This is a genomic window from Pseudomonas sp. 9.3L (genome assembly GCF_058536285.1).
Map to the genome: position 1 here is coordinate 1,020,443 of NZ_JBZUBK010000001.1, position 15,966 is coordinate 1,036,408.

General features: G+C 61.0%; 14 protein-coding genes. 2 read left to right on the forward strand and 12 right to left on the reverse strand.

Annotated features, from left to right (window positions below; all coding sequences use genetic code 11):
- Window positions 1–93: 93 nt before the first annotated feature.
- The 9 genes from AC4LE2_RS04645 to AC4LE2_RS04685 form a co-directional block, all read right to left on the reverse strand.
- Window positions 94–426, reverse strand: a complete 333-nt coding sequence (locus AC4LE2_RS04645; protein WP_491824412.1) for a hypothetical protein — start codon at window positions 424–426, stop codon at window positions 94–96.
- Window positions 411–1,079: a hypothetical protein gene (locus AC4LE2_RS04650; protein WP_491824414.1), complete on the reverse strand. Its 669-nt coding sequence runs from the start codon at window positions 1,077–1,079 to the stop codon at window positions 411–413. The genes AC4LE2_RS04645 and AC4LE2_RS04650 overlap by 16 nt, the downstream gene beginning before the upstream one ends.
- Window positions 1,003–1,491, reverse strand: coding sequence for a hypothetical protein (locus tag AC4LE2_RS04655; protein ID WP_491824415.1), 489 nt, complete (start codon window positions 1,489–1,491; stop codon window positions 1,003–1,005). Before AC4LE2_RS04655 ends, AC4LE2_RS04650 begins: the two co-directional genes overlap by 77 nt.
- Window positions 1,492–1,787: 296 nt before the next feature.
- On the reverse strand, window positions 1,788–2,138 hold the full coding sequence (locus AC4LE2_RS04660; RefSeq protein ID WP_491824417.1) for a hypothetical protein: 351 nt from the start codon (window positions 2,136–2,138) through the stop codon (window positions 1,788–1,790).
- Window positions 2,135–3,016, reverse strand: coding sequence for a DUF4123 domain-containing protein (locus AC4LE2_RS04665; RefSeq protein WP_491824419.1), 882 nt, complete (start codon window positions 3,014–3,016; stop codon window positions 2,135–2,137). Before AC4LE2_RS04665 ends, AC4LE2_RS04660 begins: the two co-directional genes overlap by 4 nt.
- On the reverse strand, window positions 3,013–5,049 hold the full coding sequence (locus AC4LE2_RS04670) for a type VI secretion system Vgr family protein (RefSeq protein ID WP_491824420.1): 2,037 nt from the start codon (window positions 5,047–5,049) through the stop codon (window positions 3,013–3,015). Before AC4LE2_RS04670 ends, AC4LE2_RS04665 begins: the two co-directional genes overlap by 4 nt.
- A gap of 454 nt (window positions 5,050–5,503) precedes the next feature.
- Window positions 5,504–6,964 carry an AdeC/AdeK/OprM family multidrug efflux complex outer membrane factor gene (adeC, locus tag AC4LE2_RS04675; protein WP_491824422.1) on the reverse strand — a complete coding sequence of 487 codons (1,461 nt, stop codon included), beginning with the start codon at window positions 6,962–6,964 and terminating at the stop codon, window positions 5,504–5,506.
- Window positions 6,961–10,119, reverse strand: a complete 3,159-nt coding sequence (locus AC4LE2_RS04680) for an efflux RND transporter permease subunit (protein WP_491824424.1) — start codon at window positions 10,117–10,119, stop codon at window positions 6,961–6,963. Before AC4LE2_RS04680 ends, adeC begins: the two co-directional genes overlap by 4 nt.
- A 3-nt stretch (window positions 10,120–10,122) precedes the next feature.
- Window positions 10,123–11,274, reverse strand: coding sequence for an efflux RND transporter periplasmic adaptor subunit (locus tag AC4LE2_RS04685; RefSeq protein ID WP_491824426.1), 1,152 nt, complete (start codon window positions 11,272–11,274; stop codon window positions 10,123–10,125).
- Window positions 11,275–11,500: 226 nt separating this feature from the next.
- Here AC4LE2_RS04685 and AC4LE2_RS04690 point away from each other — a divergent pair, with 226 nt between their 5' ends.
- Complete coding sequence (locus AC4LE2_RS04690; RefSeq protein WP_491824428.1) at window positions 11,501–12,163, forward strand: TetR family transcriptional regulator; 663 nt, start codon at window positions 11,501–11,503, stop codon at window positions 12,161–12,163.
- Here AC4LE2_RS04690 and AC4LE2_RS04695 read toward each other — a convergent pair.
- A complete protein-coding gene (locus tag AC4LE2_RS04695; RefSeq protein WP_491828048.1) occupies window positions 12,143–13,567 on the reverse strand; it encodes an MDR family MFS transporter in 1,425 nt (474 codons plus the stop codon). The two genes, AC4LE2_RS04690 and AC4LE2_RS04695, sit on opposite strands and share 21 nt — an antisense overlap.
- A 135-nt stretch (window positions 13,568–13,702) precedes the next feature.
- A complete protein-coding gene (locus AC4LE2_RS04700; RefSeq protein WP_491824430.1) occupies window positions 13,703–14,653 on the reverse strand; it encodes an AraC family transcriptional regulator in 951 nt (316 codons plus the stop codon).
- A 309-nt stretch (window positions 14,654–14,962) separates the two neighbouring features.
- Here AC4LE2_RS04700 and AC4LE2_RS04705 point away from each other — a divergent pair, with 309 nt between their 5' ends.
- Window positions 14,963–15,292 (forward strand): hypothetical protein, encoded by a 330-nt coding sequence (locus AC4LE2_RS04705; RefSeq protein ID WP_491824432.1) that lies wholly within the window; start codon window positions 14,963–14,965, stop codon window positions 15,290–15,292.
- A 1-nt stretch (window position 15,293) separates the two neighbouring features.
- Here AC4LE2_RS04705 and AC4LE2_RS04710 read toward each other — a convergent pair whose 3' ends face one another.
- Window positions 15,294–15,911, reverse strand: coding sequence for a flavin reductase family protein (locus AC4LE2_RS04710; RefSeq protein WP_491824434.1), 618 nt, complete (start codon window positions 15,909–15,911; stop codon window positions 15,294–15,296).
- Between the last annotated feature and the right edge of the window lie 55 nt (window positions 15,912–15,966).

A 15,966-nucleotide genomic window follows, 5' to 3' on the forward strand; every position in this document is an offset into this window, starting at 1 on the left:
GGGCCTGTTGAACTATTGCCATTCGGAACAGGTAAGACGGGGCCCTGCCCAGGGCAAGGGCCCCAGATGGGTACTGAATCTCCAATTCAAAGATCAACTGCGGGAGGTGGTTTCTATCCACACCTGCCACACACGGTGCTCGTGTTGATCGGTGTAGGCGAAGTCAACATGCTGAGTGCTGGAACCGGGCCGGTCTGGCAAGCGCCCTAATAGGCTAGAGTCTACCCAGTTGCCATTAAGGAACTGCTCATAGAAATGTTCGCGCAGGCTGTGTGGCTGATCCTGGGCCAACAGCCCTCGCTCGACTATCACAGGCTTCAGGATGATGGTTTTACTGGCCAATACTTGAGGAAGCTGAACTTGGACCCAGAAGCCCGCATTCTTCCAGGCACTTCTGCCCCACTGCTGTATTAAGGCTTTGCCCACTGGTATCGGTATAACCAGAGGCGAAGGCCCTCGCGTTTGTAACGGTTGGCCAAGAGTGAGATCACGAGGTAGGCGATGCCTAGTACCGCAATAATGATGGTCACCGGTGTAGACATTAGCCAATTGAAGGTGAACTGGTGGCCGAACGCTGCGCCTGTTAGTTGGAATGAAGAGACAGTTGACGTTCCTATCACTGCCCATTGCTTTATATTTAGCAAAGCGGCTTCGTCCTCACCGGAGGCATGACTGATTTTCTTCTCTAATTGCCACGCTTCAAGGCCTGCTGCAATCGCGCCTAGTGCAGCCCACGTGGCGGTTCGTAATATCAAACCTTTGGAAATGGTAGCGAACTCGTTCGCAGTGACGGCCTTAAGTAGGTCTCCCTCGCCAGCCAAACGCCCCGCTTTGCGTAACCACCTCGTATAACCGGCCTGGGCCACTTTCATTGAGTTCGGGAGTGTGGCGTTCAAGCGGGTGTGCCCGGACACGCTGGCGGTGATCTGTAGCGGGCGCTTGAGGAAAAGGGCGTCCATCTCCTGATTCAGGTGGTGCTGCTGGATACGCGCGGCGTGGTGGTCACGGGCGGGCGCGGGGCGCTGCGAGACGGTGTTGAGGCCGTTGATTTTGGTCTGCAGGCCCTTGAGTTGCAGCATCCAGCGTCCCCATCAGGATGGCGCCGATCCCGTGCCAGGCCTTTGCCGCCTGGTCATTGGCCACTGTAATCAAGGTGGTGAAACTGGCCTTGGCCGCCTCACTCATGGCTTTATAGAGTTGGCTATCGCGCACCTGTGGCAGGTTTAGTACGGCTTTCAGTTCATTAGCGCGGGTGCCCAGGTTGGTAGCATCGCTGGGGTTGTTCAGGCTCAGCCCTGGGGTGCTGCCCTCCGGCGTGCCAGTGCTGCTGAAGCGCCGGGCCACGGAGGTGAGCAACTCGGCGATTTCAGCGTTGAAGTTGAAGCGTGCCAGGCCGAACAGTGTGGTTGGCTGCCGGGTTTGGTGTTGTAACCAGGCTTGCCCACCCGTGCACGTGCTCAGTAGGTGGTAGAGAGCATGAGCGGTGTCCATGAGGGCGGCGGCCTGGGCCCGCCGGCAGATGGCCCCATGCCGCCTTGGAGCGTGCGTCGGCCGCTTGTGTGGTCGCCAGCCACTCTACTGAAAGAGTGGGTACCTGTGAGCGCAGGTCGTCATAGGTGTGGAGCAACCCATACAGATCATCCGCATACGCCTGCCGCTGCACCGGGTCCTTGGGCGTGGTAGGCGTCAGGGCCTCGGTGTCGATCCCGCACAGTTGCTCCACCACCGCAGCGCTCTGCATCCGATACTGGTGCTCGTTCTGGAATTGCTGCAACTCCTGCACCCGGCTACTCAGGCTCATGGTCAGGTCGTCGATCAGGGCCAGGGGGTCGTCCAGGGCCACGAACAGGGCGGTGTCCTGGAACTGGGGCAGGCTCAGGCTTCTGGTTCAGTGCGCCTGCTCGGGGTGCTGGCGAAAGCGCTCGCACAGGCAGGTGGCTTGCCCAGCCTTTAGGCAGCGGGTGCGGGCCCTGTGGGCTGCCGGGCTGGCTGGGGGCTTCGTCCAGGGCATGGCGCACCGGGAAGATCGCCACCTCCGCCGATTGAAGTGGGCACAGGCCCATGCCGAAGGGGGCGTTGCTGAAGGCTTGGTTGCGCCTGACCCGGCGTAATTGGGCGCGGTATTCAGGGTCGTTCATTGGACCTCCTTGGTCAGTTCGGTGCACAGGCAGGCCTTGTCCAGGTGCGCGAGGCGGTGTTCAGGGGGAAGGGTGCGGGCGTGTGGCGTGCAGGCAAGCCAGTGTTGATAGGGGCCATCAGGCTGCGAAGCGAACCCCTCGCCCCAGCGCAGGCTGTACTCGGCCCACAGGGCAAGCCCTCGCTCGCTGGTAATGCCCCAGTCCTGGGCCTCGTTCATACGCGCGTCGAACCATAGGGCCAGTTGGTTATGGTCAATACGGGCCAGTGGCTCAGGAAGCGTATGTTGAAACCCGGTGTACAACCGCTCCGCCAAGGGCAGGCGTGTGGCCTGGTCCAGCGCGTCGAGTTGCGCCTGCCCCAGGCGCGCTTGGGCTTCTGCCCAAGGCGGTGGCGGGGCAGCCCTGCGTAAGCTGTGCCAGGCCCAGACATCATTTGCTGCCCACACCGGTGGGCGCTCGGGCAGGTGCCAGGCGTCTATAGGCCCCAGCAGCGCATCCCGGTGAACCCCCTCGTAGCTGTTGAGCCAATGAAGCGCCACCCACGGGTCGGCAAAACGCAGCAGGCCGCTGCCGCCCAGTACGTCCGGCGGCGCAATGAATCGGCGCAGGTGGTCGGCCACCGCTTTTAGTGGCGCAGCGCTGTGCAACAGGCCGACTGCGGCTGGTGCGGCGGTGGTGTGATAGGTGTCGCTCACCAGAGTGGAGGGGGGCTGAACCGCGACCAGTATTGGCCCCAGGTCATGCAGGTCGCTCCAGCGGGTGCCCAGGTAGAGGGGCTCGATCTCCAGCGGCTCGGGGCGTTGATACAGCTCGAACAGCGCATTGGGGCGCAGTACGCCGTCAATCAATAAAAAGTTGGCGTAAGGGACAGTGCTCATTGTGCGGCCTCCTTGGCAGCTTGTTCGCAGACTTCGCAACGAGGGGTAGCGCGTGCCAGCGCCTGGCGCTGAGCGGGTACCAGCACCGCCCCCGGTGTATCGGTGTCTGCCGGTTGCACAGGCCCCGGCAACAAGGGCTTGGCCCCGGAGCCTTGCCCTGGGTTGCCCCCTGTGTTCACCCTTACCGTTGGCCCGCTCAGGGTGACGCCACTGGCGTCCAGCTTGATAAAACTGCTGCCGACCTTGAGTGTCAGCTCACTGCCGGCCTCAATCACCACCTTCATCCCGCTGCTGAGGTGGATCTCGCGCCCAGCGTTTACCAGCTGGCGGGTGCCTACCTTTACGTGCTGGGTGTCGCCCACGGTCAGGTGGTCGTCGGCATGAGCGTGTACCTTGCGGTCAGCCTGTACGCTGTGGTGTTCCTCAGCCTCGAACGCCTGGTAGCTGTTGTGTACTACGGTCTCGTGCCGCTGGTGGCCTATATGGGTGACCTGGTCGTGCTCGATGTGCAGGTCCAGGTCGCGCTGGGCATGCAGGAAGATCTGCTCCGAACCCGCCTTGTCCTCAATGCGTAATTCGTTATAGCCAGCGCCCCCTGGGGAACTCAGGGTTTTGAACGTGCTACGGGTTTTGTGCGCCGGCAGCTCGTAGGGCACCAGGTGCTCGCCATGGTGGAGGCAGCCCGTGATGATTGGCTGGTCAGGGTCGCTGTCTACGAAGCTCACCAGCACCTCCATGCCTACGCGGGGGATGGCAATCCCACCGTAGCCCGCGCCGGCCCATGCGGACGACACCCGCAGCCAGCAACTGGTCTTGTCGTCTGCCTGCCCGGCGCGGTCCCAGTAAAACTGCACCTTCACCCGCCCATAGGTATCGCAATGAATGTCTTCACCCACCGGGCCGGTGACCACAGCACGCTGGCTGCCCAGCATCCGGGGTTTAGCGTGCCTGAGCGGTGGCCGGTAGGGCACGGCCCACGGCGTGGCCTGAAAGCGGTTGCGGTAACCTTGCTCAAAGCCCGCGTTGGGGCTGGCGTCGTGGGTCACGAACTCTTCCAATACCTGAGGCTGTTTGCCTTCATGGGTGACCTGGGTAATCAGCCAGCGGTCGTTCCATTGGGCCTTCGGGTGCTGGGTCAGGGGCATGAAGGTGCCACTGGTGAGTAGCGGCTGATCGCTATCGCCTTCGGCCAGTTGGGCATCGCTTTGGTGCCGCTCAAGCGCGCGGGTAGCCAGGTGCTTGCCCCAGGTCCGGTGGGTAAAGGGGCCAGGATAGCGGTAATCTTCCAGCTGGCGCGGGCCGGGGCCGCGGTGCTCACTTTCCAATGTCAGGCGCGGCTTTTTGAAGTCATGGTCGCGGCGGGTGACGTGGCTGGTACGCGTTTCGAGGCGCACGCTGAAGTGTTTGACCACAGGGTGCTCAGCGACCATGCCGGAGCCTTGGTGATAGGCCACCGGAGTGAGTGTGGTGAACAGCGCCTGGTGATCGCCAAACACCAGCACATGGCCGGTAGCGCTGTGCTGAAAGTGGTAGTGAAGCCCTTCTTCCTCGCACAGGCGCTCGATGAACTGCAGATCCGATTCGTCGTACTGAACGCAGTAGCGTCGCTTGGGGTAGGTGATCCGTGTATTGAAGGTATAGGCGTTGCTCAGGATGCCGTGCTCCTTGAGCAGTGTTGCGATGATGGCCGGCACGCTGAGGTGCTGGAAGATACGCTGGTTGATGCGGTGGCTCAGGTAGTACAGGCGCGGCCGCAACGTAAGCGAATACCGGGTCAGGCGCGTGCCGGAGTCACCTTGGCCAACACGATAGACCTGCCCGTGAATACCACGGCCGCAGGGTGACAGCTGGAGGAAGGCAGGCGTATGTAGCCAGTGCTCAAGGTCGAGTGCACTGTGCTCACTGACCAGGTCGATGTCAAACATGAAGGGTTCGCTGATCGCCTCCCGGCCATGAAACGCCAGGACCTGAGCCTGCGCGGAAAACCCCTGGAAGGTGAGCGTGAAACGGGTGTGATGGGCTGGCGCGAACATTCCTTGATCCTTGTGCTAGCCCCGACAGGTATCAGGGCTTGAGTCAGCAACGTGAGGCAATCAGGCCCCTTGGCGGGCCTGGCTGTGATCAAGGGATTAACAAGTAACATGCCAACTAACGCGGAGCCTTTAAGTACAAGGATTAAACCCGCTTCTAAACAAATGCCTACAACGTATCTCTATCGACAGTTGTGATAAGTGCGCGATAAGTTGCGCAACTATAGATGGGTTATTGCACACCTCACTAGAACCAGTTAAACGTAAGGCGCCAAGTAAAGTGTGCACAGGGTTATTCACAGCCCACTGCGCAACTTACTGCCAAAGGCGTAGGCCGCGTGGCGTAGATGAAGGCGAGCGAAGGCTGACGACGGAGGGGAGGGAGCGGGTAGATGAGCGTTCAGGCCCCGGCGCGAGGGACGGGCAGGGGCCTAAACGTAGCGCAGAAGAGGCAGGGTTAGAGGAATCCGCCCTTGGGGGCTTTGGCCGGTTGCGGGCCGGTTTGGTTGGTGTGTTCATACCAGCCACCGCCCAGCGCACGGTACAGGTTCACTTCAGCGGTGAGCTGTGCCAGCCGATCACTGATCAGCGACTGTTGCGCACTGAACAGTGAGCGTTGCGCATCGAGCAGGGTGAGGTGGCTGTCGACGCCGATACGGTAGCGGCGGTCCGCCAGGCGGTAATAGTCTTCGCTGGACTTGACCAGATCACGCTGAGCCTGCAACTGATCGGTGTAGGTCTTGCGCGCGGTCAGCCCGTCCGAGACTTCCTGGAAGGCCGTCTGGATCGTCCTTTCATAGGTGGCGACGTTGATGTCCTTTTGGATTTTTGAATAATCCAGGCTCGCTTCCAGCGCACCGGCATTGAAAATCGGCAAGCTGATGGATGGGCTGAACACCCAACGCCCAGAGCCCCCCTTGAACAACCCGTCGAGGTCTGCGCTGGCAGTACCGGCGCTGGCCGTCAGGCTGATGCTGGGGAAGAACGCCGCCCGGGCGGCACCGATATTGGCGTTGGCAGCCTTGAGGTTATGCTCGGCCTGCAAGATATCTGGGCGACGCGCCAGCAAATCCGACGGCAGCCCGGCCGGGACTTCGGTGAGCATATCCGCATCGAGCCGCTGAGTAGCGGGCAGGTCGGCCGGTAGTGGCGCCCCTACCAGTACCGTGAGGTTGTTCAGGTCTTGCGCCACTTGGCGCTGGTACCGTGCCAGGTTGGCGCGCGCGCCTTCCACGGCGGTACGCGCCTGGCTCAGGTCCAGAGCCGAAGACACGCCAACCTCAGCGCTGCGGCTGGTCAAGCGCAAACTCTCGTCATACGCCTTGAGGGTGTCTTGCGTTAGCTGGTACAGCTCTTTATCGGCCTGCCAGGTGAGGTAAGCATTAGCCACGCTCGCCACCAGGCTGATTTGCGTGGAACGGCGCGCCTCTTCCGTAGCCAGGTAGCTTTCCAGGGCTTGCTCACTGAGGCTGCGGATGCGGCCGAACAAGTCCAGCTCGTAAGCCGATATACCCAAGGTGGCCGCATAGGTGCTTGAGATGCCCGAACGCCCGGTAGCAGAGAGGTCGGCGGGGGTACGCTGGCGCGTACCGGCGGCATCGGCTGAGATCGCTGGCAGCAGATCGGCGCGTTGGATGCGGAACTGCGCGGCATACGCATCCACGTTCAAGGCGGCGACCCGGAGGTCGCGGTTGTTCTGCAGCGCTTGCTCCACCAGCTGTTGTAGCGCCGGGTCGCGGAAGAATTCCCGCCAGCCTTGTTCGGCGGCGGCAACCTGTGCGGCGTCCGCCGGGGCGTAGGCCGCCCCTTGCGGGTACTGGCTGTCGACGGGGGCGGCCGGCTGTTTGTACTCAGGGATCAGCGAACAGCCGCTGATGAGGGCGGTAGCGACCGCCAGGGCAATCAGGGACTTGCTCATTGGCCAGCCTCCTCAGGTTTAGGGTCGTGGTGCTTGTCGTGCTTATCGCGACCTTTGAATAGAGACGATACCGCTACGAAGAACATAGGCACCCAGAAGATAGCCAGAATGGTTGCCGTGATCATACCGCCGATAACACCTGTACCGATGGCATGCTGGCTGCCGGACCCTGCGCCGCTGGAGATGGCCAGGGGCACCACACCCAGAATGAACGCCATGGAGGTCATGACGATCGGGCGCAGACGCATGCGGCACGCCTCTACGGCAGCGTCCAGCAGGCTCTTCCCCTGTTCGTGCAGCTCTTTGGCGAATTCCACGATAAGGATCGCGTTCTTTGCCGCCAAACCTACAGTGACCAGTAAGCCTACCTGGAAGAAGACATCGTTGGACAAGCCGCGCAGGCTCGTGGCGATCAAGGCACCGACCACACCCAGGGGCACTACCAGGATGACCGCGATCGGAATCGACCAGCTTTCATACAGGGCCGCCAGGCAAAGGAACACTACCAACAGGGACAGCGCATACAGCGCAGGGGCCTGGGAGCCGGACAGGCGCTCTTCGAACGACAAGCCGGTAAAGCTGTAACCGATACCTGCCGGTAGCTGTTTGGCCAGATTGGCTACCTCGTCCATGGCTTGGCCCGTACTGTAGCCAGGCGCTGGCGTACCCAATACTTCCTCAGCCGCCACGCCGTTATAACGGGACAACTTGGGCGAGCCGTACGACCACTTGCCGGTCGCGAAGGCCGTAAAGGGCACCATCTTCCCGCTGCTGTTGCGTACGTACCATTTTTCGAGGTCTTCAGGGCTCATGCGGCCGCTGGCGTCCCCCTGTACATACACTTTTTTCACTCGGCCACGGTCAATGAAGTCATTGACGTAACGGCCGCCCAGCGCCACTGACAAGGTACTGTTGATATCCGACAGGCTCAGGCCCAGCGCGCGGGCTCGCTCGTCGTCGATCAGCAGCTGGTATTGAGGCTCATCGCTCAAACCGTTAGGGCGTACGCCGGTGATGATCTTGCTTTGCGCCGCCAGCCCCAGGAACTGATTGCGCGCTTCCATTAGCTTGGCATGGCCCACGCCACCTTGGTCCTGCAGGTAGAAGTCGAAGCCGGTAGCGTTACCCAGTTCGAGCACTGACGGCGGCACCACAGCGAAGGTCATGGCGTCGGCAAAGCCCATGAAGTGCGCTTGGGCGCGCTTGGCCACTTCGAACACGCTCATGCTCGAATCACGCTCGTCCCATGGCTTGAGCATCACGAAGGCCAGGCCCGAACTCTGCCCACGGCCCGCGAAGTTGAAACCGCTCACGGTAAACACAGACTTGACCGCCGCGCCTTCACCGTTGTCACTGTCAAGCAGGTATTCCCGAGCGCGGTCCAGCACCTTCTGGGTGTTTTCGGCCGACGTGTTGGGCGGTGTCTGTACTTGCGTGAAGATCACTCCTTGGTCTTCTTCGGGAAGGAAGGCGGCGGGAATGCGCGTGAACAGCCAGGCCATAACCGCAACGATCACGATGTACACCAGGAATGCGGGCAGGCGGTGGCGGATCATATGGCCCACGCCGCGCTCGTAGCTCATCACACCGCGGTCAAACGTGCGGTTGAACCAGCCGAAGAACCCACGCTTGGGCTGGCCGTGCTTCTCGGGGTCGACCGGCTTGAGCAGCGTTGCACACAGCGCAGGCGTGAACACCAGGGCCACGAACACTGACAGCGCCATGGCCGACACGATGGTGATGGAGAACTGCCGGTAGATCACCCCGGTAGAGCCCCCGAAGAACGCCATGGGCAACAGTACCGCTGAGAGCACCAGCGCGATGCCCACCAGCGCCCCTTGGATCTGGCCCATGGATTTGCGGGTCGCTTCCTTGGGCGACAAGTGCTCCTCGGCCATTACCCGTTCGACGTTCTCCACCACTACGATGGCATCGTCCACCAGCAAGCCGATGGCCAGGATCATCCCGAACATGGTCAAGGTGTTGATGGTAAAGCCTGCGGCCGCCAGGATACCGAACGTGCCTAGCAGCACCACCGGCACGGTCATGGTGGTAATCACCGTGGCCCGGAAGTTTTGCAGGAACAGGTACATCACCAGGAACACCAGGATGATGGCTTCGACCAGGGTATGCATGACGCCCGAGATCGACTCTGTTACTACCGGGGTGGTGTCATACGGGAACACCGCCTCTACGCCTTCGGGGAAGAACGGCTTGAGGTTGTCGATGGTTGCGCGGATCGCCTTGGCGGTATCCAGGGCATTGGCCCCGGTCGCCAGTTTGATCGCCATGCCCGAGGCCGCTTTGCCGTTGTACTGGGCGTTGATGCTGTAGTTCTCGCCACCCAGGCCAATGTCGGCCACGTCGCGCAAGCGCACCTGTGAACCGTCGGTGTTTACCTTCAACAAAATGTCGCCGAACTGTTCGGCGGTTTGCAGGCGCGTCTTGCCGATGATGGTTGCGTTGAGCTGGGTACCTGGCAGCGCAGGCAGCCCGCCCAGTTGACCAGAAGACACCTGTACGTTCTGGGCTTCGATCGCGGACGTGACGTCCAGCGGCGTGAGCTGGAAGTTGTTGAGCTTGCCCGGATTGAGCCAGATACGCATGGCGTACTGAGCACCGAACACCTGGAAGTCACCCACGCCCGACGTTCGGGAGATAGGGTCTTGCAGGTTGGACACGATGTAGTTGGCCAGGTCGTCCTTGGTCATGGCGCCGTCGTTGGAAACCAGGCCGATCACCAGCAGGAAGTTCTTCACCGCCTTGGTCACCCGCAGGCCCTGTTGTTGCACTTCCTGGGGCAGCAGTGGGGTGGCCAGGTTCAGCTTGTTCTGCACCTGTACCTGAGCGATGTCCGGGTTGGTCCCCTGGTTGAAGGTCACCGTGATGGTCATGCTGCCGTCGGAGTTACTTTCCGAGGAGATGTACCGAAGGTTGTCGATGCCGTTCATCTGCTGTTCGATGACCTGCACCACCGTGTCCTGCACGGTTTGAGCCGACGCACCGGGGTAGTTCACCGCGATGGCGATGGCCGGTGGTGCGATGGCGGGGTATTGGTTAATAGGCAGCTTGAGGATGGACAGGCCACCCACCAGCATGATTACCAGGGCGATTACCCAAGCGAAGATCGGTCGATCAATGAAGAACTTCGACATGGTTTACTCCTTCTGGCCTCCCGAGGCCTGGCCGGGCGCTGCCGGGTTGGCGGGCGCGCTGGCGTTCACTTCATGAGGCTTGACCTCTGCCCCAGGCTTTACGTACTGCAGGCCTTCCACGATCAAGCGATCACCGGCCTTGAGGCCGTCTTCGATCAACCAGGCATCCCCTACGGTACGGCTGGTCTTGAGCTGGCGCTGCTCGACCTTGTTGTCGGCAGTCACCACCATGGCGGTGGGAGTGCCCTTGAGGTCGCGGGTCACACCGCGTTGAGGTGCGAGAATCGCCGCCTGGGCTACACCCGCCATCAGTTCGGCATGTACGAACATCCCGGGAAGCAAGGTATGGTCAGGGTTGGGGAACACGGCGCGCAGGGTCACGGAGCCCGTGGTTTCATCGACCGAGACTTCCGAGAACTCCAACGTACCTTCCTGGGCGTAGGTCGTACCGTCTTCCAGCTTGAGTTGAGCCTTGGCTGAATTCTGCCCGGCTTTTTGCAGCTGCCCGTTGTCCAGTGCGCGACGCAGCTTGAGCATGTCGGCCGTGGACTGGGTAACGTCTACATAGATAGGGTCAAGCTGCGAAATGGTCGCCAGGGCCATTGTCTGGCCATTGGTGACCAGCGCGCCCTCGGTGACCGAGGAGCGGCTGATACGCCCGGAGATAGGGGCGAACACCTTGGTGTAACGCACATTGATCTGGGCACTTTTCAGCGTGGCTTCTGCTTGCAGTTGCTGAGCCCGGGCCGTGTCGTATTCCTGTCGGCTCACTGCTTGCTCCTGGATCAACTGCTTATAGCGGTTGGTCAGGGAACGGTACTGCTCGACGCTTGCCTGGGCATTGGCCAGGGTGGCTTCGTATACAGAGGGGTCGATCTGGTAGAGCTGCTGCCCAGCCTTTACATCGCCGCCTTCCTTGAATAACCGCTTGAGGACGATCCCGTCCACCTGTGGGCGTACCTCTGCCATTCGGAAGGCACTGGTGCGGCCAGGCAACTCGTTGGTCAGGGTAACGGTCTGCGCTTTCAGGGTCATGATGCCCACCTGAGGCGCTTGCGGGGCGGGAGCGGCTGCCTCTTGCTTCTCGCAGCCACTGAGCAGCGTGGCCAGGGCGACGGCGGATACCAAGGCGGTAACGGCTGGCTTGAATTGCATGAAGATCCTCGGGGCGGAACGCGGAAGACGCTCAAGAGTAAAGGAACGGAAGATTTGTAACATCTAGATAAATAGCTTACTAACGAATATACTTACGTTCGCGGCTGTTTGTAAATAGGTGTTTTAGCCTGTAACCAGCCGTGTATCGATCATGTCCGGCTCGCCATCACAATAAAAAGCGCCGGTTCGCTTCGCCGATGGCGAGGTATCCCGTGAGGTCACTGCCATGGTTCGCCGCACCAAAGAAGAAGCACTGGAAACCCGAAAACACATTGTGGATGCTGCCGAGCACGCTTTTTACGAACGCGGCGTCGCTAACACGACCCTCGCAGACATCGCCGCGCGTGCAGGCGTGACCCGTGGCGCCATCTATTGGCATTTCAGCAACAAGGCCGATGTGCTCCAGGCGTTGCTCGATAGCCTCAGCGAACCCTTGGAAGACCTTGCCAGGGCAAGCGAGAGCAAAGACGAACCGGACCCGCTCGGGTGTATGGAAGCGCTCCTTATTAAATTGTTTCAAGGCGTGTCTCTGGACCCCAAGACCCGCCGTATCAACGAGATCCTGTTTCACAAGTGTGAGTTCACCAACGAAATGTGCGACCTGCGCCAGCAGCGACAGGCGGTGACCAGTGAGTGCAACGACCGGATCGAGCTTACCTTGCGCAACGCCGTCAACCGCGGGCAGCTTCCTGAAGCCCTGGACACCCGCCGTGCGGCGTTGGCCTTGCATGCCTTTATAGATGGCCATATCAGCCTCTGGTTGCTGCTGCCCGACAGCCAGCCCCTCGACCAAGAGGCACCCCGCCTGGTTGCGAGCTTGTTCGACATGCTCAGGTTCAGCCCTGCACTCAGGCGTGAACCCTTTCTTTCAGCTACGGCCGCGCAGTAACCGGTCAGGCATCGCCAGGGCTGCGATCAGGCCAAACAATGAAAACCCTGCACTGATCCAGAACAGTTGGCTGAACACGGTCCCCAACTGTTCCCGACCACCACCCGCCTGGCTGTTCGCGGCAGCCAGGCTATCAAGCAACAGATTGCCGTGCGCGCCCTCGGCCAACCCTCCCGAAGGCGCACCCGTCCCTAACAAGGCCAGCAGTATGGCGGACATCAAGGCAACACCAACCGCACCCCCCAGCGACCTGAACAGGTTGGTGGTACTGGTGCTGACGCCGATATCCTGGGGCTGCGCTGCATTCTGTGCGCCTACCAGCGAGGTAGGAAATTGCAGCCCGCAGCCGATGCCTGTGAGCAACATGAACACGCAGCTGACGGGCAGGTGAGTCACTGGGGTCAGGGCCATGCCGGCCACGCTCAAGGGCACCAGTACCGCGCCAGTGAGTATCACAGGCTTGAAACGACCGCTGCGGGCGGTATGGCGCCCGCCACAAAAGGCACCAATGGGCAGGCCCATGGCCAGGGGCAACAAGAACAAAGCAGCCGTGTCGGCGCCGCTTCCGGTCAACGCCTGGTAGCGCAGGGGGGCGAGCATTGACATGGCGATTGCCTGGAAGCTGGTGAAGAAGATAGTGACCCAGCACAGTACGGCCGAGCGGTCGGAAAACAGCCTCAGCGGCAGCAAGGGCTCTACAAACCGCCGTTCATGCCAGACAAATAGCATCAGCGCGAGCACGCCGCTGCCAAACTTACCCACTACCGCTGTGCTGTTCCAGGCCAGGCCCTGGCCCACGTCGGTGATAGCCAACAATACCGCGCCGAGCCCGACGATCAATAACAGAGTGCCCAGGTAGTCAATCTTGGCCTGTCGCCGGGTGTTCGGCAGGCCCGCAAGGGTTTTGCGGATGAACAGCCACGCCGCCAGGCCCAACGGCAGGTTGAGCCAGAATACCCACCGCCAGGACCAATGCTCGGTCATCAAGCCACCGATGACCGGGCCGGCTACGCTGGCGGCGGCGTACATGCTGCTGAAATATCCCTGGTAGCGCCCGCGTTCACGAGGAGGTACCACGTCGCCGATGATCGCTTGGCTCACGGAGATCATTCCGCCTGCGCCGATGCCTTGAAGAATACGGGCCAGCACCAACTGCTCCATGCTTTGAGCCATGCCGCACAGCAACGAGGCACCCGTGAATACCCCCATGCCTATCAGGATCATCAGCCGGCGGCCGTAAAGGTCACCCAATTTGCCGTAGATAGGGGTGGCTACGGTCATGGCAACCATATAACCGGAAATAACCCAGGCCAGGAGTTCCACGTCCGCGAATTGCGCAGAAATGGCCGGCATGGAGACCGCGACGATGGTTTGGTCCAAGGCGCCAAGGAAAATAGCGCTCATCAGGGCAATCAGCACGTCGCGCAAGGCAGGGGCGGCAATAGGGGGGCTGGAAGCGTTCACAAGGTTGCCATGTGTGCAGGGAGTGCCAAGGAAGGGGGCTTGAACAAGAGTCTACCCAAGCCCGCGCAATGCCCGCTATGAAAAATGAGGCGCAGCCGCATTCATAAGCTTGAGCCGGGCCAGGTCTCGGCTGGGCGGCGCCCCGAACAGTCGACTGTATTCCCGGCTGAATTGCGACGGGCTTTCGTATCCCACCCGATAGCTGGCCACTGAAACGTCCAGGCCATCGCTCAGCATTAGCCGTCGTGCTTCCTGAAGCCGCAGTTGCTTTTGGTACTGCAGCGGGCTCATGGACGTCAATGCCTTGAAGCGGTGATGCAGGGTAGAGGCGCTGAGGTTCACCCGGCGCGCCAGTTCGTCGATGCGCAAGGGCTCGCCGAAGTTGCCATTGAGCCAATCCACCGCCTGCGTCACACGGTGAGCCTGGCTGTTGGCCTGGGCGATTTCATGCAACCGATACCCCTGTGGGCTGCGCAATAAGCGGTACAGCACCTCACGCTGGATCAGTGGCGCCAGCACGGGAATGTCCCACGGGGTATCAACCAGCCGGGTCAGGCGCAGGAGGGCGTTCAGCAAGTGCGGGCATAGGCGACCCACATACAAGCCCCTACTGGCGGGCCTCGACGGCATGTTCAAGGGGCCGGCTTCGGCAATCAGGGCGGTAATGTCCGCAGGGTCGATATCCAGGCGGAGCGACAGGCTTGGGTTGTCCTCAGTTGCGTCAAGGATGCACCCACTGATCGGCATTGCGACCGACACCACCAGGTAGTTGAGTGGATCGTAGGTGTATCGCTCGTTGCCCAGGGTCACTTCCTTGCTGCCGTGCGCCAGTACGCAGAGCGCCGGTTGCGCCAGCGCTGGCAGCGACCGTGCTTGGTAGTTGTACCGTATAAGGTGTAGGTCGGGAACCGAGCTCAGGCATAAGGACTGGCGTTCGGTATGCCGGCGAATAATGCCAGCCAGTTCAGCACGTTGCTGCTCTAGCGTAGCCTCCAGCGGATCGAGCGCAGCGGCGAGTTGGTTCAAGGCATCCACTCCGGCGATTAGGTGATGACAGGCTACAAACGAGCAAGGACCAAGCCTAGTCCAATCCTGCGTGATGGTTGCCTGATCCTGCGCATATTCACGTGACGTTTCGGCATTGATGCTGCTTCGCCTTTACCGGGCTTGCCCAAAACGTTCACCCCTCAGTGGGGCGTTGAGGCATTTTAGTGAAGCAAATAAGTGAGCGCTTCGCAGGATCAGGCAATCTGCTGGCAGGATCGGTGTAACGCGCCGGGCCCCACGCTCATTAATGTAGGCGGGGTAAGCCAATGGATTTTTGGGAGCATCGCCATGACCTACCAGCCGCTGATCAGTCACCGAGTCGTTATCCATGCTTGGCCGCGCCACTCACGCATGGTCGGTCAATACCTGGGCCGTCTGGTAAGCGCTACACAGCCATTGAAGGGGTGCCTCAGCATCGCGGCCAGTGCCGGCCCTCAGGACCTTCAACGTTGGCAGCTTAGCCTGTGCTGGAACAACGAACATGCCTTCGGCGCTTGGTTGGCGGGGCCTGCGGCCGACCTGTTCGCCAGCCTGGTGACCGAGCATCGCGTTACACGGATCGACTTTGAGCCGGGCGTGGCCATTGGCTCGCACACGGCCTTGCTCCAGGCCGGATGAGTCAGGCCTTGGGCCGACTCATCTTGAACAGGTTGCCCAACTCGAAGTAATCCGCCGGGCCACCGCCGCGTAAAATAGGGCGCGCGGCCGCGGTATCGTAGACACCGTCCTTGAGCAAGTCGCGGCGGATATGCACGGCCACCACCTCGCCCAACACCAGCCAACTAGGCACCGTTTGCCCGTCAGCGCGCTGCAACTGCACGATCTGCGTGAGCTTGCACTCGAAGGACACCGGTGTCTCGGCCACTCTCGGCACGGTGATCAACCGGGAAGGGGTAGGGGTCAAGCTGCTGAGGCCGAACTCATCCACCTCAGGAGCTACTGCCGCGCAGCTCTGGTTCATGGGCTCTGCCAAGTCGAAGGTGGCCAGGTTCCACACAAACTCCCCGGTTGCTTCAATGTTATTCAGGCTGTCCTTACGGCCAACACTGCAAAAGCCTACGATAGGCGGCACATAGTTGAAGGCATTGAAAAAGCTGTAGGGTGCGAGGTTCAGTACCCCGTCCTGGCTCTTGGAGGAAATCCACCCAATGGGCCGGGGGCCAACGATCGCGTTAAAGGGATCGTGCGGCAGGCCATGGCCTTGGGCCGGCTCGTAATAATGAAAGTCGTCTTGCATGGTATGTCCTTGCAGCGGAAGGTTTACCGTAGAACACGCGCGCGCGCTTATTGTG